Raw genomic sequence first — 19,438 nt, 5'->3', positions numbered from 1 at the left:
ACTTAGATTCTCCACAGAATTTGAGCGGCATAGACGACGGAGCCGACCAGCCACAGAACGGTCAGGACTTGCAGGGCCAGGCGAAGGCCGGCGGGCTTGACATAGTCCATCCAGATGTCACGCACGCCGATCCAGGCGTGATAGGCAAGCGACAGGAAGGCCAGCATGGCCAGCAGCTTGCCGAGCGGGAAACTGAGCACTTCAAAATTGAACAGGCGCACCCAGTTTTCGTAGGTGAATTCCGGAGTGATCAGGGCGCCGATGCCCAGCACCAGCGTGTAGATGACCAGCACGACGGCGGTGATGCGCTGGATGATCCAGTCCTTGACGCCGTAGTGCGCGCCCACGACCAGGCGCTTGGGACCGATATTTTGCGGGGCCGACATCAGAATACTCCGAACAGTTTCAAACCGAAGACGAGGGTCAGCGCCAGGCTGACGACCAGCACGACGCCCGCGGAACGCTGCGCCTTGTACTTTTCCAGTCCCATGTGCAGATCCAGCGCCAGGAACCGGATGCCCGCACAGAAATGATGCAGGTAGGCCCAGATGAGGCCCAGCAGGACGATCTTGACCACGGGATGCGTGACGAAATCGTGGAACTGCGCAAAGCCGATTTCAGAGATCACGCTGCGCTCGAACAGCGGCAGCAGCACCAGCGGCAGCGCCAGGAACAGCGCGAAACCGGAAACGCGATGCAGAATCGACACCTTGCCGGCCAGCGGAAGGCGGTAGCGCGCGATCTGGGTGATATTGATATTTCTGAACTGCGGGCGGGGTTTTGCGGCAGAGTCGGACATCACGACCTCGGGTAAAGTAAGCAAACCATGAAAAAAACCATTGTTGCGTGATTGCGCATCAGGAGATTCGTCTCGGGGAACCCGCGCTGGCGCGCCGGTTCCCTCCGGGGTTTCCAGGGCTGGCGGAAAGCGCCGCGCCCAGGCCGCCGGTAAAGGCAAACGTGCTATTTTCGCCCATTCATCGCCACCGTATCAAATCGTGTCCCAAATCGGCGTCAGTTGAGGCTGTTCCGATAGTGGTAGCGGGAGGTCAGATACAGCCCGCGGCGCATCTCGACCGGGCGGTCGCCATAGGTGAACGATATGCGCTCCACCTGCAGCAGCGGGGTGCCCGCCGCGACGCCCAATAGCTCGGCTTCGGGCTCGCCGGCGGCAACCGCGCGAATCTTCTCGTCGGCCCGGATCATCCGGACACCGAACTCGCTTTCGAACAAACCGTACATCGGGCCCTTGTACTCGGCCAGGCGCTCGGCGGTCAGGCCCTTGAACAGGGAGCCGGGCAACCAGATCTCGTCGATGACGGTAGGCACCTCGCCGAACGACAGCACCCGCCGCACCAGCACCACGCTGTCGCCGGCGCGCAGCTCGAGCGCCTTGGCGACCTCCGCCGGCGCGCGCAGACGGCGGCACTCCAGGAAGCGGCTGCGCGAACGGGCATGCTGACCGTCGTCGGGCGCCAGCCGCAGGAACCGGAACCGGACCCGGTCCTCGTGGTGGGTGGCGACGAAAGTGCCCTTGCCCTGGCGGCGCAGCAGGATGTTGTCGGCCGCCAATTCGTCGATCGCCTTGCGCACCGTCCCCTGGCTGACCTTGAAACGGGCCGCGAGGTCGAGCTCGCTGGGAATGGCCTCGCCCGGTTTCCACTCGCCGCGGTCGAGGCTCTGCAGGATCAGCGCCTTGATTTGCCTGTATAAAGGACTGAAGGCCGCTCCCGGCGCCCCCGGCCCGGCGGCCGCGGACGCGCCGGCCGTCGCGGGCGCGTCGGACGAGGCGGACATGCAAGGCGAGTGCGGCTTGATCGGCATGGCCCGGATTGTGTCACAGCGTAAGCCGCAGTGTCCAACCAAAACGGTGAAAAATCTTATGTCTTATATAAAACATAAGATATGTTTATTGACGGTCCGAGCCGATTTTTCTAAACTCGGCGGATTATGCCCATCCACGCTTGCCGCGCCGTCAGCTGTTCCCTGGCGCACCGCCGCTTCCTGCCCGCCGTGGATGCCGGCCCGTCTCCCCGCCTCTCCCTTCGTGCATCGCGCCGTGCCCTCCCCCCGCGGAGTTACACTGCGCGTCGCGTCATTCCAACTCACCATCCTCTTCGGAGACTTACATGACCAAGCCCGCAATGCGCGTCGCCGTCACCGGCGCCGCCGGCCAGATCGGCTATGCCCTGTTGTTTCGTATCGCCTCCGGCGAAATGCTAGGCAAGGACCAGCCGGTCATCCTGCAACTGCTGGAAATCCCCGACGAGAAAGCACAGAAGGCCCTCAAGGGCGTCATCATGGAGCTCGAGGACTGCGCCTTCCCGCTGCTGCAGGAAGTCACCGCCCATAGCGATCCCATGACCGCCTTCAAGGACGCCGACGTCGCCCTGCTGGTGGGTGCCCGTCCCCGCGGCCCGGGCATGGAGCGCAAGGACCTGCTGACGGTCAACGCCCAGATCTTCACCGCCCAGGGCAAGGCCCTGAACGCCGTCGCCAGCCGCAACGTCAAAGTGCTGGTCGTGGGCAACCCCGCCAACACCAACGCCTACATCGCGATGAAGTCGGCCCCGGACCTGCCCGCCCGCAACTTCACCGCCATGCTGCGCCTGGACCACAACCGCGCCTTGTCGCAACTGGCCGCCAAGGCCGGCTGCGCCGTCGGCGACATCGAGAAGCTCATCGTCTGGGGCAACCACTCGCCCACGATGTACCCCGACTACCGCTTCGCCACCCTGGCCGGCAAGCCCGCCCTGTCGGTGGTCAATGACGACGAGTGGAACCGCAACGTGTTCATCCCCACCGTCGGCAAGCGCGGCGCCGCCATCATCGATGCCCGCGGCCTGTCCTCCGCCGCCTCCGCCGCCAACGCCGCCATCGACCACGTCCGCGACTGGGTCCTGGGCAGCAACGGCAAGTGGGTCACGATGGGCGTTCCCTCGGACGGCTCCTACGGCATCCCCGAAGGCATCATCTACGGCGTGCCGGTCATCACGAAGAACGGCGAATACGCGGTCGTCAAGGACCTCGAGATCGACGCCTTCTCGCGCGAGCGCATGGACCTGACGCTCAAGGAGCTGATGGAAGAGCGCGACGGCGTCAAGCATCTGCTCTAAGGGAAGCCTCCCTACCGGGTACAACCGGGCTGGCGGGGAACGGCGTTCTTTCGGCCCGGCACAGAAGCACGCGAGTACGATATCGTCTCGCGTGCTTTTTTTCGCCCCCCACAAGCCCACCGCCTCCAGCACGGCCGTCTCAAGAACCCAGACAGAACAACGCGCCCATGAAACACCCCGCTGAAGTCCTGCACGAATCCGGCAAACAACCCGCGGTCCTCCCCGTCTGCGACCACTATGCCGGCTCCGAAAAACTCATGCAGAAAAGCCTCGAACGCCAGGCCCAGGCCGGCCCCGTCTTCGACGTCACCCTCGACTGCGAAGACGGCGCCGCCGTCGGCAAGGAAGCCGAGCACGCCGAAATGGCCGCCCGCCTGGCCGCCAGCGACGCCAACCGCCACGGCCGCGTGGGCGTCCGCGTGCACGACGTCAACCATCCCTCGTTCATCAGCGACCTCGAAATCCTGATCGGCATCGCCGGCCACAAGCTCGCCTACATCACCGTCCCCAAGCTCAACTCCGCCAACGACGCCCTCAACGCCGCCGAATCCATCGAGCGCATCGGCCTGGAAATGGGACTGGGCCGCAAGATTCCCGTGCACGTGCTGATCGAGACCCACGGCGCGCTGCGCGAAGTCTTCCGCATTGCCGCACACCCCGCCATCGAATGCCTGTCGTTCGGACTGATGGACTTCGTGTCCTCCCATCGCGGCGCCATTCCGGCGCATGCCTTGACCGCCGAAGGCCAGTTCGACCATCCCCTGGTGGCTCGCGCCAAGCTGGAAATCGCCGCCGCCTGCCATGCCTATGGCAAGGTGCCCTCCCACAACGTCGTCACCGAGCTGAACGCGCCGGAAGTCATCGCGCGCGCCGCGCTGCGCGCCGGCCGCGAATTCGGCTACACCCGCATGTGGAGCATCCATCCCTCGCAGATCGATCCCATCGTCGGCGCCCTCTCGCCGACCGCGACCGACGTCGAAGATGCCGAGCGCATCCTGCTGGCCGCCGCGCGCGCCGACTGGGGGCCGATACGCGACGGCGATCCCCGCGCCGGGCGCCTGCACGATCGCGCCAGCTACCGCTACTACTGGGACGTGCTGCGGCGGGCGCACGCCGCAGGCATGCGGGTATCTGCCGAAGCCACACGGCAATTCTTCTCGTAAGCCGGCAACCGCATGCAATCCATCCTGTCGGCCGTCCTTCTCCTGCTGCTCGGGATGCTGCCCGCGGCCGCGGCGCGGGCGCACCCCCATGCCTGGATCGACGTTCGCAGCACCGTGGTCCTGTCCAACGCGGGGCTGGTTACGGCCATCGAGCAGCAGTGGCTGTTCGACGAGCTCTACACCACCTACGTCATCGAAGAGATGGCGGGCGGGCGCAAGCCCAGCGCGAAAGTCGTCGAGGGCTTCGCGGGCAAGGTCATCGAAAACCTCGGCCCATACGGCTATTTCACGAAGATCCGGGCCGGCGACAAGCCGGTCAAGATAGCGCCGGTCACCCAGTACCGAAGCGAAATGCAGGGCGACCGTCTGCTCCTGCGGTTCACCGCCCCGCTGGCGCAGCCCGTGGATCCCCTCCTCCACGCGTTCGAATTCTCCGTCTACGACCCGACCTATTACATCGAAATGCTGCACGACAAGCAGGCCCCTCCCGCCATCCGAGGAGGCGAGCCGGGCCGCTGCCGGCTGGAGTTGCGCAAGCCCCGGCCCAGTGCGGCGACGATCGCCCGCGCCTTCGCCATGGACAAGGGTGCGCCCGCGGACGATACACTGGGGCGTCTGTTTGCCGAGAAAGCGGTGATGGCATGCAAGTGAGCCGCAACCCGCAGCCCGCCCCAGAGCCGACACGGGAAAACCGGCAGCCGCCGCGCTGCGGTGCACTGAGGCTCCTGGGCTATGGCCTGGCGCTCGCCGCCATAGTGGTCGGCATGGCATGGCTGCTCCGTACCGACGCCTGGAACGAGGTGACGCTCTGGATACAAGCCACGCAGCGCGAACTGCACCGGCACCTGGCCGCGGCGATGCGCGGCCTGGCCGAAGACGGGCCACGCACGGCCTGGGCGTTGGCCGGCATGAGCCTGCTCTACGGCGTGTTCCATGCCGCGGGCCCCGGCCATGGCAAGGCCGTGATCGCCACCTACCTGGGAAGCAACCGGGTCCAGCTCCGGCGTGGCGTGCTGCTATCCGTGCTGTCGGCGCTGGCACAGGGCATCACGGCCATCCTCATCGTCGAAATCGCCATGAACCTCTTCGGCCTGTCGATGCGGCACACGCAGCGCGTGGGCATGCAACTGGAGAACGCCAGCTTCGCGCTGGTCGCGCTGCTGGGCGCCGCACTGGCGCTGCGCAGCGCGATCACGCTATGGAAAAGGCATCGCGCCGGCGCAGCGGAGGAACACGTGCCGGCAGGTTTGCCATCGCAGACCGGTTCGCTGTTCTCCACAGGCGGGAACATGCGAGCCTATTGCGCCGAATGCGGCGCCCTTCACGGGCCATCGCGCCGGCATATCGAACAACCGCTTGCGCTACGCACCGCGGGCGCCATCATCCTGTCCATCGGCCTGCGGCCTTGCACCGGCGCGCTGCTCGTGCTGCTCGTCGCTTATTCGCTGGACATGCGATGGGCCGGCATCGCATCCGTGCTGGCGATGTCGGCGGGCACGGCGGCGACGGTCAGCATGCTTGCCGCGGCCACGGTCTTTACGCGCCAGGGAGCGTTTCGGCTGCTGCGAACGTTTACCCGCAACGGCCGGCTCATGCAGGCCGCATTCGACCTGCTCGGCGTTCTCGGCGGACTGCTGATCCTGGCCATGGGAAGCAGCCTGCTGTTGGAGGAGTTTCAGACGCAGCCGCACCCGCTTTTTGCCAGGTAGGCGAGCGCCGCTTCCAGACCTCTCGTCCATGCGGGGCGCATTGCCTTACTTCCCCCCGCCGTCCTCGGCAAACGAGCCCAGCAACGCCACGAAGCGCTCGACGACTTCTTCGCGATTGCCGTCCGAGGTGCCGGCCATGTGGGGCGTCACCAGAAAATCCGGGCACGTCCAGAGCGGATCGTCCGCGGGCAGGGGCTCCGTATCGAACACGTCCAGATGCGCGTGCCGCACCAGCCCCCGCTCGTGGGCGGCCAGCAAGGCCTTGGTGTCGACGATGGGGCCGCGTGCCACATTGACGATGTTCAAGGGACGGTCGGCGCGCAGGACATCCAGCGTGCGCCAGTTGAACAGCGCCTGGGTCTCGGGCGACAGCGGGCAGGCGAAGAACGCCCAGTCCACGCTTGCCGCCCACTGGCCGAAGGCGTCGTAGCCGGCGGTCGGCCAGCCGTGCGAAACCGGCGTGCCGCTGTGGCGCAGCACGCGGCACCGCACGCCGAATTGCGAAAGATGCGCGCCGATGCGCTGTCCGATCTCGCCCCACCCCACCACCATGGCGTCCAGGCGATGCAACGCGCGGACTTCGTCGTGTGCCATCGGCTGCCAGGCACGCTGCAATTGCTGGTCGCGCGCCGCATGCAGCTTGCGGGCGAAATACAGGAAGCTCGCCACCGCCGTCTGGGCCACCGCGCCGGCATTGGCGCCCGCGGAATTGGTGACCCGCACGCCGCGGGCGCGCAGGTCCCGATAGATGCGGCGATCGGCGCCCGACGCATAGGTATGGACCCAGCGCAATCCCGGCGCGGCCAGCATCGCGTCGTAGAACGCGGCAGTGGCCGGCGCGAGCCAGGTATCGGTGGATGGCCAGACGATGTCCCGCGTCACGAACGCTATATCCGCCTCGGCTGCATCCTGCAGTCCGATCAGCCTCGCGCGGCCAGGCCATTTCCGCAAGACGCCCGCCTCGGTCAGTTCTTGCGCGCCTCGCCCGGAACAAAGAATATTCATGGCCTCACTTCTGCAATGACATCAGGAACTGCCTGCGGTCCGAGACCTCCTTCGCGACGAAGCGCTGCAGGTCCGGCTGCGACAGCGGCAGGCTGTCCTGCATATTCTCGCGCATGAAAGCCTGCCAGGAAGGCCGCTTCTCCACGTCCTCAAGGGCCTGCGCCAAGCGCGCCGTCACCGTCGGCGAAGTTCCCTTGGCCACCATCACGCCCCGCCACAGGGTCTCCACCACATCGTATCCCTGCTCGCGGAACGTGGGCACGTCGGGAAAGAACTCGCTGCGCGATTCGCTGCTGATGCCCAGCAGCCGCACGTCGCCGCTGCGGATCTGCGCCATGGCCGTGCTCGGCGTGATCACCGCCGCGTGCAGATGACCGCCCATCAAGGCCAGCAGCGCCTGGTTCCCTCCCTGATAAGGCACCCACGTGGACTTGAAGCCCGCTTTCTGCTCCAGCCGGTACAACACATACTGGTGGAATCCGGCCGTGGCATATCCGCCGATGTTCACCTTGTCGGGCTGCTTCTTCAGCGCCTCGACCAGGTCCTTCAGGCTGCGGTACGGGCTGTCCTTGCGCACGGCCACGCTCGACGGCTCGGTTTGCAGCGCGCGCAGGAAAATGAAGTCGGATGGCTGGAAGCGGCTGTCTTTCTCTGCCATCAGGAACGAGGTCGAACCGGTGGCCGAGACGACGGTATAGCCATCGGCCGGCGCGTTCAGCGCCATGTTCATGCCCACCGCTCCCGTGCCGCCCGGGCGGTTCTCCACCACCACCGTCTGGCCCAGTATCTCGCCCAGCTCCTTGCCCAGCGCGCGCATCATGCTGTCGAGCGGCGATCCGGCAGCCGACGTGGTGATGAAATGGAGCGAACGCTCGGGCCATTCGGCGGCGCCGGCCGGCACGCTCGCTGCGGCGAGCGATCCCGCGAGCGCACAAGCGCCGAACCATCGGCTTACGGATTTCATGATGTGTCTCCTTGATATCGTTATAAGTCGCCAGGCTTCAGAACGTCGCGGCCAGGTCGTCCTCGCTGTGCCGCAGGCTGCGGGTCGGATAAGGCTGGGCCGGCATGGACCGCAGCACCTGCTCGTCGATCTGCAGCCCCAGCCCCGGCAGCTCGGGGACCGCGATGCAGCCGTCGACGGGCTTGAGCGCCTGCGGCGACACCTGTTGCGAGAAAGACTCGAAGGGTACGAAGTATTCGGTAATGGTGAAGTTGGGCATGCATGCCGACGCATGCACGGTCGCGGAAAGCGAGAGCAGCGTCGAGTTGTAGTTATGCGGCGAGACCGCGATCATTTCCGTTTCCGCCTGAGCGGCAATGAACAGCAGCTCCAGGATGCCCCCGCAGTTGGAGACGTCCGGATTGATGATGTCCGCGGCCCGGCTGCGGAAGACGCTGCGGAAGTCGGCCCGGCCGTACAGCGCCTCGCCGGTGACCACCGGTATGGTCGTGGCCGCGCGCACTTCCTGGATGGCCTCCATGTTTTCCTTCTGGCACGGCTCTTCTATCCAGTACGGGTCCAATTCCTCCAGCCGCTTCGCCAGCTCGATGGCATGTACCGGCGCGAGCCGGCGGTGCAGGTCGAGCAGCAGCTCCACGTTCGGGCCGACCGCGTTGCGCACCGCCCGTACGACGGCCACCGCATGCTGGATGTGGTCGCGCGGAACGTAGGTGCGCCAGGGCCGCGGCAGCGGATCGAACTTCAGCGCGGTGTGGCCGTCCGCCACCACCTGCTCCGCGGCGCGGGCGTAGTCGTCCGGCGTCTTGAGCTTGTATCCCCAGCCGTTGGCATAGACGCGTACGCGCTCGCGGCAACGGCCGCCGAGCAGCCTGTAGACCGGCTGCTCCAGCAGCTTGCCCACGGCGTCCCACATGGCCATCTCGATGCCCGATAGGGCGCTCCAGAATTCCAGCGAAGAACGGCGCTGGGCATAGTCGTCAAACGCGACCTGGCAGAAATACCGGATGTTGAAGACGTCGCGCCCCACCAGATAGCGCAGCAGTTCGCGGGCCTGCGCCGCAACCGCCTCGTCGCGGTCGTACTGGCTGTAGCTTTCGCCCCAGCCGACCGTGCCGTCCTCCAGCTCCAGACGGATGAAGATCAGGTTCTTGCGCCAGCCGGGATGGACGGCCAGGCACTCCGCGTTTCGGACTTTCACGACTAGCCCCTTGCATGGGTTGGAATGCCGTCAGCGTACGCAAGGCAAGATAATTTGAAAATGATATGAATATGAGATATATCGATATCAGATTCATATCCCCTTCACGAGCCTGTCATGAGCAAATCCGTGGAACTGCGCCACCTGCGGGCGGTGCTGGCGACCGCCGAGACCGGGTCGCTGCACCAGGCGGCCGCCTCCCTCGGGACCTCCCAGCCGGCGCTGTCGCGGCTGCTGCGCGAGGCGGAGGAACGCATGGGCGTGCGCCTGTTCGAACGTTCGGCCCTGGGCAGCCGCGCCACCGCGGCCGGAGTCCTGGCCGAGCAGGTGGCGCGGCGCATCGCGGCCGACGTGGCGCGGTTGCACGACATGGCGAGCGACGGCCGTTGGCACTTGCGGGTGGGGTGTATTCCGCGCGCCCTCGACCTGGTCGTGCCCGGCCTGTTGCATCGCCTGCCGGGCGAACTATCGGACCAGGTCGAGATCGATCTGCTCGAGGACGACAGCCTGAGCCTGCTCGCGGCCCTGGCCCGCGGCGAGCTGGATCTGGCGATCCTGTCCCTGTTCGGAGAAATGCCCTCCCACCTGGTGTCGCGCAAGCTCTACCTGGACCGCAACGTGTTCGTATGCGGCGTTCCCGGACCCCAGATCCCGGACGGCCGGCTCACGCCGCAGGCTCTGGCGCGGCACCCCTTCGCGGCGCCCGCTCCGGGCACGCCATCGCGCCTGGAGTTCGACCGCTACTGGCAGCGCCACGACGTCCCGCCGCCCGCGTGCCGGGTGGCGGCGCGGACCTACGATGCCATCGCCAGCGTGCTGCCGGGCACGCCCATGCTGGCCGTCATGCCGCGGCAGGTCGCCCGGCGCCACGCCGGCAATGGCGGCCTGCGGATACTGGATGTCGCACATCCGCTGCCCGAGCGCCCCATCCATGTGGTCTGGCCGCGCCAGGCGCTGCAGCCCGTCACGGACCAGCTCATCGGGCTGATCCAGTCCGCGCAGGCCGGCTCGCGCCCCCCACCCCCTCGAGGGCAGCGCAGCCGGACCTGAGCCGGCTATTGGTCGTTCAAGCTGGCCTTGGCGGCCTCTTCCGGCGTCAGCCCCTCGTAGAACTGGTCGGTGAACCACTCGGCTTCCTGCTCGATGTAGGCCTGCGCTTCTTCGCGGCTCGCGCCCGCCGCCACCAGGAAACCCTCGACTTCGGTGCACCACTGGATGAGGGCCTGCAGATCGGGATCGTTGTCTTTGTCGGTAGCCATGAGGCTTTCCCATTGAATTGTTGCGCCTGACGGCAATCGTCAAGGATAGCCCAAGGCGGCCCGCATTCGGCCCGGTCGGCCGCAGCGCAAGTTCGTGCCTCCCGACGTGCCCTGCTCGATCAGGCGGGCGGGATCGAACGCAAATAATCCTAGGGTTTTCCCTCCTGACGGCATACGTGCGCCTCCGTATAGTTATGAAAAATATCTATTATGTTTTATAACTAATTCCAGGCCCGACCTCCGTGGCCCCTGCGGAGACTCTTTCATGCAGCTCAAAGAAGGCGATGAACTCTGGCGCCCCAGCGCCAGCCAGATAGATGCGACCCGGCTGGCCGCTTTCACTGCCTGGCTGCGCGCAACGCGCGGGCTGCAATTCGCCGATTACCAGGCCCTCTGGCAATGGTCGGTGGACGAGCTGGACGCCTTCTGGTCGGCGGTCTGGGAGTTCTTCGACATCCAGGCCGACGGCAGCCCACAGCCTGTCCTCGCCTCGCGCGAGATGCCCGGCGCGCGCTGGTTCCCCGATGTCCGTCTGAACTATGCCGAGCATGTGTTCCGCAACGCTTCCGACGAACGCCCCGCACTGATCGCCCGCGGCGAGTCGCACCCGCCCCGCATGGTGCCGTGGGCCGAGTTGCGCCGGTCCGCCGGCGCGCTCGCGGCGACGCTACGCGGGCTGGGCGTCGGCCCCGGCGACCGGGTCGTTTCCTACATGCCCAACACGCCCGAGACGGTCATCGCCTTCCTGGCCTGCGCCAGCCTGGGCGCGACCTGGTCGAGCTGTTCGCCCGAAATGGGTGTGTCGGTCGTCGTGGATCGCTTCCGGCAGATCGAACCCAAGGTCATGTTCGCCGTCGACGGCTACCGCTACAACGGCAAGCATCACGATCGCACCGCAGTCGTGGGCGAACTGCTCGAGGCGCTGCCCAGCGTCGCCCACGTCATCCACGTCCCGGAGCCGGGCGGTGGCGCCTTGCTTCCCGACTGGCGCAGCCTGCTGACGTGGGCCGACGCCATCGCGGCCGAGGCTGCGCTGGAGTTCGTCCGCGTGCCGTTCGATCATCCGCTGTGGGTGGTCTATTCCTCCGGCACCACAGGTCTGCCCAAGGCCATGGTGCATGGCCATGGCGGCATCGTGCTGACGCACCTGAAAACCAACCAGTTGCAGCACGATGTCAGGGCCGGCGACCGCTTCATGTTCCTCGGCAGCACCGGCTGGATCGTCTGGAACCTGATGGTGGGCGGACTGCTTTCGGGCGCCACCGTGGTGCTGTCGGACGGAAACCCGGCCTGGCCCGATGCCCAGGCGCTGTGGCAATTCATTGACGACCACCGGGTCACCCATTTCGGCTGCGGCGCCGCCTTCCTGATCCAGAACATGAAGCAAGGGGTCGCGCCCGGTCGCCGGTTCGAAGCGCTGCGCTCCATCAACTCGACCGGCTCGCCGCTGCCGCTGGAGGCCTACGCCTGGGTCTACGAACACATCAAGCGCGATCTCTGGCTGGCCTCGATCAGCGGCGGCACCGATATCGCCTCGGGCTTCGTCGCCTGCGCTCCCACGCTGCCGGTCAACGCCGGCGAGATCCAGTGCCGCGAACTGGGGGTGGCGGCCTATGCCTACGACGAATCCGGCAAGCCCGTGGTGGACGAGGTGGGCGAGCTCGTCATCACGCAGCCCATGCCGTCCATGCCCCTGTATTTCTGGGCCGACCCCGGCCATGCCCGCTACCGCGCGAGCTATTTCGAGGAATTCCCGGGCAAATGGCGCCATGGCGACTGGATACGTTTTACGCCGCGCGGCACCGCCGTCATCTACGGCCGTTCCGACACCACCATCAACCGCCATGGCATCCGGATGGGCACCGCGGAGATCTACCGCGTGGTGGAGGAGATGCCGGAAGTGCAGGACAGCCTGGTGGTGGACCTGGAGTACCTCGGGCGTCCTTCCTTCATGCCGCTGTTCGTGGTGCTCAAGCCTGGCGTCGACCTGGACGATGCCCTCAGGGCCCGCATCCGGGACCAGGTCCGCACCAAGGCGTCTGCGCGCCATGTTCCCAACGACGTCTACGCCGTGAACGAAATCCCCCGCACGCTCACCGGCAAGAAGATGGAGCTGCCCATACGCAAGCTGCTCCTGGGTGCCGAGCCGGCCAAGGTAGCCAGCCCCGACGCCATGGCCAATCCCGGAAGCATGCAGTTCTTTATCGAATTCAAGGCGCGGCTGGACACACTGCTGCAGCAGGCCTGACACGAGGAGCCTTACATGAAAATCGACGATCTCATCGCCATCGACATCCACGTCCACGCCGAAGTCTCGTGCCGCTGCGCGCCCGACGCGTTCGGCAAGGAGTTCGACGAGGCAGCCGAGAAGTACTTCAAGTTCACGCACCGCCCGACCATACCCGAGACCGTCGCGCGCTATCGCGAGAAACGCATCGGCCTGGTCATGTTCACCGTAGATGCCGAGGCCAACATGGGCCGTCGGCGCATCCCCAACGAGGAAATCGCCGAGGCGGCGATGGAGAACAGCGACATGATGCTGGCCTTCGCCAGCATCGACCCGCACAAGGGCAAGATGGGCGTGCGCGAGGCGCGCCGGCTGATCGAGGACTACAAGGTCGCGGGCTTCAAGTTCCACCCGACCGTTCAGGGTTTCTTTCCGAACGACGAACTGGCCTATCCGCTGTACGAAGTAATCGCCGAGGCCGGCCTGCCCGCCATATTCCATAGCGGCCACTCGGGCATAGGCACCGGCATGCGCGGCGGCGGCGGACTCAAGCTGAAGTACTCCAACCCCATCCACCTGGACGACGTGGCGGCTGACTTCCCCGACATGAAGATCATCATTGCCCACCCTTCGTGGCCGTGGCAGGACGAGGCGCTGTCCGTCTGCCTGCACAAGCCCAATGTCTACATCGACCTGTCAGGCTGGTCCCCCAAGTATTTCCCCAAGGAGCTGGTGCACTACGCCAACACGCAGCTCAAGCACAAGATGCTGTTCGGCTCGGATTTCCCCCTGATCACGCCCGAAAGGTGGATGCAGGATTTCGAAACCGCGGGTTTCCGGCCCGAGGTCCATCCCCTGATCCTGAAGGACAACGCCGCCAAGCTGCTGGGCTTTGCGTGATGAAACCCGCACCTCCGGCTCCCCATGCCGCAGGACCGGACGCCGACGGGCCGTCCGAAGCGCTCGACCAGACCTTCCTGCTCGGCCTGGTCGGCCACAGCGCACGGCTGGCCTCGTCCAGCATTCGTCCCTACTTCACCGAGCGCATGGAGGCCTACGATCTTCGCCAGGCCGAATTCGCGGTCCTTTCGCTGCTGGACGCCAATCCCGGCATCAGCCAGAAGCGCCTGGCCGACGCGATCAACGTCTCTCCCCCCAACATGGCGACGGTCCTCGGCCGCCTGCTCGAGCGCGGGCTGATCCGGCGTGAACGGCATGCAGCCGACCAGCGCACGCAAGTCTTGCGCCTTACCGCCGCCGGCGAACGCCTCTACCGCCAGGCTGAAATAACGGTGACCGAACTCGAACGGGAAGCGACTTCCATGCTGACCGAGACCGAACGGCGCGAACTGCTCAGGCTGCTACGCAAAGTGTCTAAAAGATAGCCCCCCCCTACGCGCTTACGCGCGCCCCCCAGGGGGCGATGCGGGTGGACCGGCGGAGCCGGATCCACCGCATCCTGGGTCCGGGGCCGCTTTCTTGGGTTGGGGCACTTGTGCTTCGCTGGGTGCCAGCGGTAGCAGCGGCGTGGCAATTTGAGAAACCCTCGCTAGACCCAGGGCGCCGCGGATCCGGCTTTGCCGGTCCGCCAGCGCCGCCCCCTTGAGGGGGAGCGCGAAGCACTAGGGGGTGAGCTTCCCCCTACGGCCAAGGAACCTGATAGTTCAGGGTCGCGGAGACCGAGCGGCGGGCGCCTGCCGTGCAGCTGTCGGTGTAGCAGTACGACGCGTACTCGTTATCGAACATGTTGTTGGCGCTTGCGCGCAGCTTCAGCCCCTTCAGGCTGGGGCTGAGGTGGCCGAAGTCGTAGTTGATGCCGGCGTCCACCAGCGTATAGGAGACGGCCAGCCCGGGCTGGGCCGAGCTGGTGTAGATGGCCCCCGCCCGCCCCACCCTGCCGTCCAGGCTCAAGCCCGCCAGGCTGCCGCGGGTGACGGCATACTTGGCGCCCAGGGAAATGCGTTGTTCCGACACGTCCGGATAGCGATTGGCGAGCATCGTGGCGTAGGCGTCGTCGCTGGCGCTGGCCACGGTCGAGCTGGTCACCGCATAGGTAGCCACCAGGTTCAGGCCTTGCAATGGCTGCATGCGGCTTTCGACCGTGGCGCCCTGGATGCGCAGTTCGGCCCAGGCGCTGCAACCCGAGATGGCGCATCCCTCCTGGGCATCGCTGGTCTGGGAATTGTTCTGGATCTGGTTGAAGGCGGTGATGGTCACCAGCTGTCCCAGCGCCGGCGGCTGGTAGCGCACGCCAGTCTCGTACTGCTGGCTCGCGGCGGAGGCCGCCGCGGCCGTCCGCGGGGCGTAGCTCTGCGAATAATTGACGTAGGGCGCCAACCCGATGTCGAACTGGTAGCGCAGGCCCAGGCGGCCGCTGTAGACGTCGTCCTGCTGGATGCCGGTACCGTCGTCCGCGGCGTTCAGGTCTATGGTCCGGTGGGTATTCTGGTCGCGCCGCCCTACCATGGACAAGGTCCACTTCTTGTACTGCACCTGGTCCTGGACGAAGAAACCGAGCTTGCTCTGCTCGGCGAACGAACGCGCCACGATGCGGGGCTGGCCGATCGTTGTGCCATAGGCCGCATCGAAAATATCGAGCGAGGGAGACGGCGCGATCCGGCTTTCGTAGAGATCGCGCGACTTGAGGTAATCGAAGCCGAACTTGAAGCTGTGCCGCAGCCCGACCGTGGTGAAGTTGGCTTGCGCCTGCGTACCGACGTTGAAAGTGCCCAGGCCGGGGCCGAGCGCATCCTGGCCCGAAACGGGCGAACCCGTGATCCAGTCCATCCCGGGCTGGTTCTCGGGCTTGCCATAGCGCACGCTCTGCTTGACCACCCAGGTATCGTCCAGCTTCTGCTCGAACTCGTAGCTCGACTGCCGCATGGGCCCGGGCTGGCCGTACGCCTGCGCGCCCGTGCGGCCATCCACCGGGAAATCGGCATTGGGATTCCAGCCGGGCGTCGTGGGCGCCGCAACCGCGCCCGCCTCGCCAACCGCGTAGGTGATGGCGACCGGCGTATAGGGCAGCTCGGGTTCGGGAGGCGTGGGCTCGGGCTGCGGCGGAGGTCCGGGCGGCACGGCCGAAGCGGACTCAGGCTCGTGCAGCGAGACGGCAGGCGCGCAGCCTCCCAAGGCCAGCAGCGCCGCGACCAGCGCGGCCAACCGGACGGGCCGCGCGCGTATAGAGAAATGATGCGGTAACTTCAAACCCATGCTCATCCGTCTTTGCCATGGCCGGCGGCATGGTCGAACCGGCCCGTCCGCAGCGCGGACGCCCCTATGCGGCCAGGATGCCGCCTAGAGGCGCTAGGCCTCCTCGATCCATGCCATTTGTATGGCTTCGAGAATTTTCTCCCCGGATCGTTTCGGATCGTCGTCGAACCCGGGAAGTTCCAACACCCAGTTGTGCAAATCCGTGAACCTCACCTGCGCCGGATCCACATCGGGATGCGCGTCGGCCAGGGCCGAGGCGATTTCGTAGATGTCCGTCCACTTCATCTGGTTTCTCCGCGTCGGCGCCGGGGCTGCTGCCCCCGGACAAGGGCCGGCAAAGCGTAGGGGCGTCCCGGGAAAGAACGGGTACACCGCCGGGTGGCGCCCCACCGTTCCAGTGTACCGGGGCGGGCGCCCATCCTCCACCGGGATGGGCCCACCCGCGTTTCAGTGGTTTTCGCTGGCGTGGTTGATGGTGTATTTGGGGATCTCGATCGTCAGGTCGGAGTCCTCGATCACTGCCTGGCACGAAAGCCGCGACGTCGAGGTCAGGCCCCATGCCTTGTCGAGCAGGTCTTCCTCGTTGTCGCTGGCGGACTCCAGGGAAGAAAATCCCTCGCGCACGATGACGTGGCAGGTCGTGCACGCGCACGACAGCTCGCAGGCGTGCTCGATCTCGATGTCATGATCGAGCAGCACCCGGCAAATGGACTTGCCCGTGGGGGCATCCTCGATGACCGTGCCTTCCGGACAAAGTTCTGGGTGCGGAAGCACCGTGAGTTTGGGCATGATGACAACCTGATAGTGATGCGACGGGAAGCGCCTGACGGACAGGACGCTCTCCCCTACACGATTTCGTCGACGCGGCGGCCCGACAGGGCGCGGCGTATGCTGCGGTCCATCCGGCGGGCGGCGAAGTCCTCCGTGGCGCGGGCCAGGGCTTCGACCTGGACGCGCACCGCGTCGCTGTCTTCCCCGTTCGCCACGCTCGAAGTGCGTTCGAGCTCGGCGCGTATCGCCGCGAGTTCGTTCTCGTCGAGCAGGTCGGCATCGGCCTGCAGCGCCGCCTCGACCGACTCGACCAGGCGCCGCGCCTCGACCTGTTGTTCACGCAAGGCCCGCAACTGCATGTCGGTGTCGGCACTCCGCATGCCGTCGGCCAGCATGGCCGCCACTTCGTCGTCCGACAATCCGTACGAGGGCTTGACCGAGATCGAGGCCTCCACGCCGGAGCTCTGTTCACGCGCGGTGACACTCAGCAGTCCGTCGGCGTCCACCTGGAACGTGACCCGTATACGCGCAGCTCCCGCCACCATGGGCGGGATGCCGCGCAGTTCGAACCGCGCCAGCGAACGGCAATCGGACACGAGCTCGCGCTCGCCTTGCACCACGTGGATCGCCATGGCCGTCTGGCCGTCCTTGAAGGTGGTGAAATCCTGAGCCCGGGCGACGGGAATGGTGCTGTTGCGCGCGATAACGCGTTCCACCAGCCCTCCCATGGTTTCCAGGCCCAGCGACAGCGGGATGACGTCCAGCAGCAGCCATTCGTCGTCGGCGGTACGGTTTCCGGCCAAGAGGTTGGCCTGCATGGCGGCGCCCAGCGCCACCACCTGGTCCGGATCGAGGTTGATCAAGGGCTCGGTGCCGAACAACTCCGCCACCATGCGCCGCACGATGGGCATGCGCGTCGCGCCGCCGACCATGACCACGCCCTTGATCTCGTCGGCCGCCAGGCCGGCATCGCGCAACGCGCGCCGGGCGCTCGACAGCGTGCGGGCCACCAGCGGCCGCGCCAGCGTCTCGAAATGCTCGCGGCTCAGCCGTACCGCCACCGCCCGGCCGTTCGCCAAGGTCAGCGCCAGTTCGGCCTCTGGGGCGTCGGTCAACGCCTCGCGCGTCCGGCGCGCCGCCACCAGCAAGGCCCGCTGGTCCTCCGGCCCGAGTCCGGCCAGCTTCTGGTCGTGCGCCACCCAGGCCACGATGGCGGCATCGAAGTCGTCGCCGCCCAGGGCCGTGTCGCCGCCGGTAGCGATGACTTCGAATACACCCTTGGACAGCCGAAGGATGGATACGTCGAAAGTGCCGCCGCCCAGGTCATAGACGGCGTAGATGCCCTCGGCTGCGTTGTCCAGGCCATAGGCGATGGCCGCCGCCGTGGGTTCGTTGAGCAGGCGCAGCACGTTCAGGCCCGCCAGCTTGGCCGCGTCCTTGGTGGCCTGCCGCTGGGCGTCGTCGAAATAGGCGGGTACCGTGATGACCGCGCCCACCAGGTCGTCGCCAAGGGCGTCCTCGGCCAGCTGCCGCAGCTTGGCCAGGATCTGCGCCGACACCTCGACCGGGCTCTTCTCGCCTTGCACGGTGCGGATCCGCACCATGCCCGGCGCATCGACGAACTCGTAAGGCACGCGCAGCTTCTGCGTGTCGGCCAGGCCGCGCCCCATGAAACGCTTGACCGACACCAGCGTATTGTGCGGATCCTGGGCCTGCGCCTGCAGCGCCTTGCGGCCGATCACGACGTCGCCGCCCGGCAGGTAGCGCACCGCCGACGGCAACAGGGCATGCCCCTCGTCGTCGCGCAGGACTTCCGCCATCCCGCTGCGTACCGAGGCCACCAGCGAGTTGGTCGTGCCCAGATCGATACCCACCGCCAGACGGCGCTGGTGGGGGGCTTCGGACATGCCGGGTTCGGCTATCTGCAAAAGCGCCATGCGTTCCTAGTGTTTCAGTCTTGTTCCGCCAGAGCGTCGACGGCCGCGTCGATCTCTTCGGAGAATTTTTCAATGAACATCCACTCCCGCACGCGAACGGCGGCAGCGGCGTAGTCATGCCTGTGGTCCAGCAGTTCCCCGACCTCGGCGATCATGCGGCGGCGCGCCGCGGCCAATTCGGCCGACAACGCCTCGAGGGCCGCTGAATCGCGCGCCGTCCTGGCGTCGTCCAGCGCCTCGCGCCATTCCATCTGCTGCATCAGGAAGGCGGGCGTCATGGCCGTGTTGGTCTCGACCTGCAGGTCGACGCCGGCGCGTTCGCACAGATAGCGGGCACGGGCGAGCGGCGATCGCAAGGTACGGTAGGCCTCGTTGGCCCGCGAGGCCCATTGCATGGCCACGCGCCGCTCTTGCGCCGACCCGGCCGCGTGACGGTCGGGATGCACCTTGGCCTGGACCTCGCGCCAGGCCCGGTCCAGCGCGTCGCGATCGACGGCGAAACCGGGACTCAGGCCCAATAGTTCGAAATGATCCGGTTCGTGTTGCATCAGACGGTGAAAGACTCACCGCAACCGCAGGACGCCTTTTCGTTGGGGTTGTTGAACTTGAAGCCTTCGTTGAGTCCTTCCCGCGCGTAGTCGAGCTCCGTGCCCGCCAGGTAAGGCAGGCTCTTGGGATCGACGACCACTTTCACTCCCTGGCTCTCGAAGATCTGGTCTTCGGGCTGGACTTCGTCCACGTACTCGAGCTTGTAGGCCAGGCCCGAGCATCCGGTGGTACGCACGCCCAGGCGCAGGCCTATGCCCTTGCCGCGCTTTTCCAGATAGCGGTTCACGTGGCGTGCAGCGCGTTCGGTCAACGTTACCGACATGGCTC

The 19,438-nt window shown here is 66.3% G+C and carries 21 protein-coding genes; 8 read left to right on the top strand and 13 right to left on the bottom strand.

Annotated features, from left to right (window positions below; genetic code table 11):
- Nucleotides 1–2: 2 nt before the first annotated feature.
- The 3 genes from sdhD to CDO44_RS08520 all read right to left on the bottom strand — a co-directional run bounded on the left by sdhD (nucleotide 3) and on the right by CDO44_RS08520 (nucleotide 1,797).
- Entirely contained in the window at nucleotides 3–386 is a 384-nt protein-coding gene (gene sdhD / locus CDO44_RS08530; protein WP_087779799.1) for a succinate dehydrogenase, hydrophobic membrane anchor protein, read from the bottom strand.
- Nucleotides 386–799: a succinate dehydrogenase, cytochrome b556 subunit gene (sdhC, locus tag CDO44_RS08525; protein WP_087779798.1), complete on the bottom strand. Its 414-nt coding sequence runs from the start codon at nucleotides 797–799 to the stop codon at nucleotides 386–388. The genes sdhD and sdhC overlap by 1 nt, the downstream gene beginning before the upstream one ends.
- Nucleotides 800–1,014: 215 nt before the next feature.
- Complete coding sequence (locus CDO44_RS08520; protein WP_087779881.1) at nucleotides 1,015–1,797, bottom strand: GntR family transcriptional regulator; 783 nt, start codon at nucleotides 1,795–1,797, stop codon at nucleotides 1,015–1,017.
- Between the two features lie 332 nt (nucleotides 1,798–2,129).
- Between CDO44_RS08520 and CDO44_RS08515 the strand changes: the two genes are divergently transcribed.
- The 4 genes from CDO44_RS08515 to CDO44_RS08500 all read left to right on the top strand — a co-directional run bounded on the left by CDO44_RS08515 (nucleotide 2,130) and on the right by CDO44_RS08500 (nucleotide 5,988).
- A complete protein-coding gene (locus CDO44_RS08515) occupies nucleotides 2,130–3,116 on the top strand; it encodes a malate dehydrogenase (protein ID WP_087779797.1) in 987 nt (328 codons plus the stop codon).
- A gap of 167 nt (nucleotides 3,117–3,283) precedes the next feature.
- On the top strand, nucleotides 3,284–4,279 hold the full coding sequence (locus CDO44_RS08510) for a CoA ester lyase (RefSeq protein WP_087779796.1): 996 nt from the start codon (nucleotides 3,284–3,286) through the stop codon (nucleotides 4,277–4,279).
- 12 nt (nucleotides 4,280–4,291) lie between these two features.
- The gene (locus CDO44_RS08505) at nucleotides 4,292–4,930 is read left to right on the top strand and encodes a DUF1007 family protein (RefSeq protein ID WP_087779795.1); all 639 of its coding nucleotides are present in this window, start codon (nucleotides 4,292–4,294) and stop codon (nucleotides 4,928–4,930) included.
- Nucleotides 4,921–5,988 (top strand): nickel/cobalt transporter, encoded by a 1,068-nt coding sequence (locus CDO44_RS08500; protein WP_087779794.1) that lies wholly within the window; start codon nucleotides 4,921–4,923, stop codon nucleotides 5,986–5,988. The genes CDO44_RS08505 and CDO44_RS08500 overlap by 10 nt, the downstream gene beginning before the upstream one ends.
- Before the next feature lie 45 nt (nucleotides 5,989–6,033).
- Here CDO44_RS08500 and CDO44_RS08495 read toward each other — a convergent pair whose 3' ends face one another.
- Genes CDO44_RS08495 through CDO44_RS08485 form a run of 3 tightly spaced genes read right to left on the bottom strand, consistent with a single transcriptional unit; the run spans nucleotide 6,034 to nucleotide 9,155 of the window.
- On the bottom strand, nucleotides 6,034–6,993 hold the full coding sequence (locus CDO44_RS08495) for an NAD(P)-dependent oxidoreductase (RefSeq protein WP_087779793.1): 960 nt from the start codon (nucleotides 6,991–6,993) through the stop codon (nucleotides 6,034–6,036).
- Nucleotides 6,994–6,997: 4 nt separating this feature from the next.
- On the bottom strand, nucleotides 6,998–7,957 hold the full coding sequence (locus tag CDO44_RS08490) for a tripartite tricarboxylate transporter substrate binding protein (RefSeq protein ID WP_087779792.1): 960 nt from the start codon (nucleotides 7,955–7,957) through the stop codon (nucleotides 6,998–7,000).
- A 37-nt stretch (nucleotides 7,958–7,994) separates the two neighbouring features.
- Nucleotides 7,995–9,155, bottom strand: coding sequence for a mandelate racemase/muconate lactonizing enzyme family protein (locus tag CDO44_RS08485; protein WP_087779791.1), 1,161 nt, complete (start codon nucleotides 9,153–9,155; stop codon nucleotides 7,995–7,997).
- Nucleotides 9,156–9,272: 117 nt separating this feature from the next.
- On the opposite strand from CDO44_RS08485, the gene CDO44_RS08480 reads away from it, so the two are divergent.
- The gene (locus tag CDO44_RS08480) at nucleotides 9,273–10,205 is read left to right on the top strand and encodes a LysR family transcriptional regulator (RefSeq protein ID WP_087779790.1); all 933 of its coding nucleotides are present in this window, start codon (nucleotides 9,273–9,275) and stop codon (nucleotides 10,203–10,205) included.
- Nucleotides 10,206–10,210: 5 nt separating this feature from the next.
- Here the strand turns inward: CDO44_RS08480 and CDO44_RS08475 are convergent, their stop codons facing one another.
- A complete protein-coding gene (locus tag CDO44_RS08475; protein WP_087779789.1) occupies nucleotides 10,211–10,414 on the bottom strand; it encodes a hypothetical protein in 204 nt (67 codons plus the stop codon).
- Between the two features lie 265 nt (nucleotides 10,415–10,679).
- Between CDO44_RS08475 and CDO44_RS08470 the strand changes: the two genes are divergently transcribed.
- Genes CDO44_RS08470 through CDO44_RS08460 form a run of 3 tightly spaced genes read left to right on the top strand, consistent with a single transcriptional unit; the run spans nucleotide 10,680 to nucleotide 14,026 of the window.
- On the top strand, nucleotides 10,680–12,662 hold the full coding sequence (locus CDO44_RS08470; RefSeq protein WP_087779788.1) for an acetoacetate--CoA ligase: 1,983 nt from the start codon (nucleotides 10,680–10,682) through the stop codon (nucleotides 12,660–12,662).
- A gap of 15 nt (nucleotides 12,663–12,677) precedes the next feature.
- On the top strand, nucleotides 12,678–13,541 hold the full coding sequence (locus tag CDO44_RS08465) for an amidohydrolase family protein (protein ID WP_087779787.1): 864 nt from the start codon (nucleotides 12,678–12,680) through the stop codon (nucleotides 13,539–13,541).
- Nucleotides 13,541–14,026 (top strand): MarR family winged helix-turn-helix transcriptional regulator, encoded by a 486-nt coding sequence (locus CDO44_RS08460; RefSeq protein ID WP_087779786.1) that lies wholly within the window; start codon nucleotides 13,541–13,543, stop codon nucleotides 14,024–14,026. Before CDO44_RS08465 ends, CDO44_RS08460 begins: the two co-directional genes overlap by 1 nt.
- 256 nt (nucleotides 14,027–14,282) lie before the next feature.
- On the opposite strand, the gene CDO44_RS08455 is transcribed toward CDO44_RS08460, so the two are convergent.
- The 6 genes from CDO44_RS08455 to iscA all read right to left on the bottom strand — a co-directional run bounded on the left by CDO44_RS08455 (nucleotide 14,283) and on the right by iscA (nucleotide 19,433).
- The gene (locus tag CDO44_RS08455; protein WP_158213229.1) at nucleotides 14,283–15,854 is read right to left on the bottom strand and encodes a TonB-dependent siderophore receptor; all 1,572 of its coding nucleotides are present in this window, start codon (nucleotides 15,852–15,854) and stop codon (nucleotides 14,283–14,285) included.
- Between the two features lie 93 nt (nucleotides 15,855–15,947).
- A complete protein-coding gene (iscX, locus tag CDO44_RS08450; RefSeq protein ID WP_087779784.1) occupies nucleotides 15,948–16,139 on the bottom strand; it encodes a Fe-S cluster assembly protein IscX in 192 nt (63 codons plus the stop codon).
- Nucleotides 16,140–16,301: 162 nt separating this feature from the next.
- Complete coding sequence (fdx, locus tag CDO44_RS08445) at nucleotides 16,302–16,643, bottom strand: ISC system 2Fe-2S type ferredoxin (RefSeq protein WP_087779783.1); 342 nt, start codon at nucleotides 16,641–16,643, stop codon at nucleotides 16,302–16,304.
- A gap of 56 nt (nucleotides 16,644–16,699) precedes the next feature.
- A complete protein-coding gene (gene hscA, locus CDO44_RS08440; protein WP_087779782.1) occupies nucleotides 16,700–18,562 on the bottom strand; it encodes a Fe-S protein assembly chaperone HscA in 1,863 nt (620 codons plus the stop codon).
- Nucleotides 18,563–18,576: 14 nt separating this feature from the next.
- Entirely contained in the window at nucleotides 18,577–19,110 is a 534-nt protein-coding gene (gene hscB, locus CDO44_RS08435) for a Fe-S protein assembly co-chaperone HscB (protein WP_087779781.1), read from the bottom strand.
- A complete protein-coding gene (iscA, locus tag CDO44_RS08430) occupies nucleotides 19,110–19,433 on the bottom strand; it encodes an iron-sulfur cluster assembly protein IscA (protein ID WP_087779780.1) in 324 nt (107 codons plus the stop codon). The genes hscB and iscA overlap by 1 nt, the downstream gene beginning before the upstream one ends.
- Between the last annotated feature and the right edge of the window lie 5 nt (nucleotides 19,434–19,438).

This window comes from Pigmentiphaga sp. NML080357 (assembly GCF_002188465.1).
In the GTDB taxonomy this organism is placed as follows: domain Bacteria; phylum Pseudomonadota; class Gammaproteobacteria; order Burkholderiales; family Burkholderiaceae_B; genus Pigmentiphaga.
Note: the sequence above shows the minus strand (reverse complement) of the source record. Positions and strands in the feature narration are given on the sequence as shown.

Coding starts and splice junctions, on each gene's coding strand:
- sdhD (WP_087779799.1), bottom strand. CDS start 386: ATGTCGGCCCCGCAAAATATCGGTCCCAAGCGCCTGGTCGTGGGCGCG.
- sdhC (WP_087779798.1), bottom strand. CDS start 799: ATGTCCGACTCTGCCGCAAAACCCCGCCCGCAGTTCAGAAATATCAAT.
- CDO44_RS08520 (WP_087779881.1), bottom strand. CDS start 1,797: ATGTCCGCCTCGTCCGACGCGCCCGCGACGGCCGGCGCGTCCGCGGCC.
- CDO44_RS08515 (WP_087779797.1), top strand. CDS start 2,130: ATGACCAAGCCCGCAATGCGCGTCGCCGTCACCGGCGCCGCCGGCCAG.
- CDO44_RS08510 (WP_087779796.1), top strand. CDS start 3,284: ATGAAACACCCCGCTGAAGTCCTGCACGAATCCGGCAAACAACCCGCG.
- CDO44_RS08505 (WP_087779795.1), top strand. CDS start 4,292: ATGCAATCCATCCTGTCGGCCGTCCTTCTCCTGCTGCTCGGGATGCTG.
- CDO44_RS08500 (WP_087779794.1), top strand. CDS start 4,921: ATGCAAGTGAGCCGCAACCCGCAGCCCGCCCCAGAGCCGACACGGGAA.
- CDO44_RS08495 (WP_087779793.1), bottom strand. CDS start 6,993: ATGAATATTCTTTGTTCCGGGCGAGGCGCGCAAGAACTGACCGAGGCG.
- CDO44_RS08490 (WP_087779792.1), bottom strand. CDS start 7,957: ATGAAATCCGTAAGCCGATGGTTCGGCGCTTGTGCGCTCGCGGGATCG.
- CDO44_RS08480 (WP_087779790.1), top strand. CDS start 9,273: ATGAGCAAATCCGTGGAACTGCGCCACCTGCGGGCGGTGCTGGCGACC.
- CDO44_RS08475 (WP_087779789.1), bottom strand. CDS start 10,414: ATGGCTACCGACAAAGACAACGATCCCGATCTGCAGGCCCTCATCCAG.
- CDO44_RS08470 (WP_087779788.1), top strand. CDS start 10,680: ATGCAGCTCAAAGAAGGCGATGAACTCTGGCGCCCCAGCGCCAGCCAG.
- CDO44_RS08465 (WP_087779787.1), top strand. CDS start 12,678: ATGAAAATCGACGATCTCATCGCCATCGACATCCACGTCCACGCCGAA.
- CDO44_RS08460 (WP_087779786.1), top strand. CDS start 13,541: ATGAAACCCGCACCTCCGGCTCCCCATGCCGCAGGACCGGACGCCGAC.
- CDO44_RS08455 (WP_158213229.1), bottom strand. CDS start 15,854: ATGGGTTTGAAGTTACCGCATCATTTCTCTATACGCGCGCGGCCCGTC.
- iscX (WP_087779784.1), bottom strand. CDS start 16,139: ATGAAGTGGACGGACATCTACGAAATCGCCTCGGCCCTGGCCGACGCG.
- fdx (WP_087779783.1), bottom strand. CDS start 16,643: ATGCCCAAACTCACGGTGCTTCCGCACCCAGAACTTTGTCCGGAAGGC.
- hscA (WP_087779782.1), bottom strand. CDS start 18,562: ATGGCGCTTTTGCAGATAGCCGAACCCGGCATGTCCGAAGCCCCCCAC.
- hscB (WP_087779781.1), bottom strand. CDS start 19,110: ATGCAACACGAACCGGATCATTTCGAACTATTGGGCCTGAGTCCCGGT.
- iscA (WP_087779780.1), bottom strand. CDS start 19,433: ATGTCGGTAACGTTGACCGAACGCGCTGCACGCCACGTGAACCGCTAT.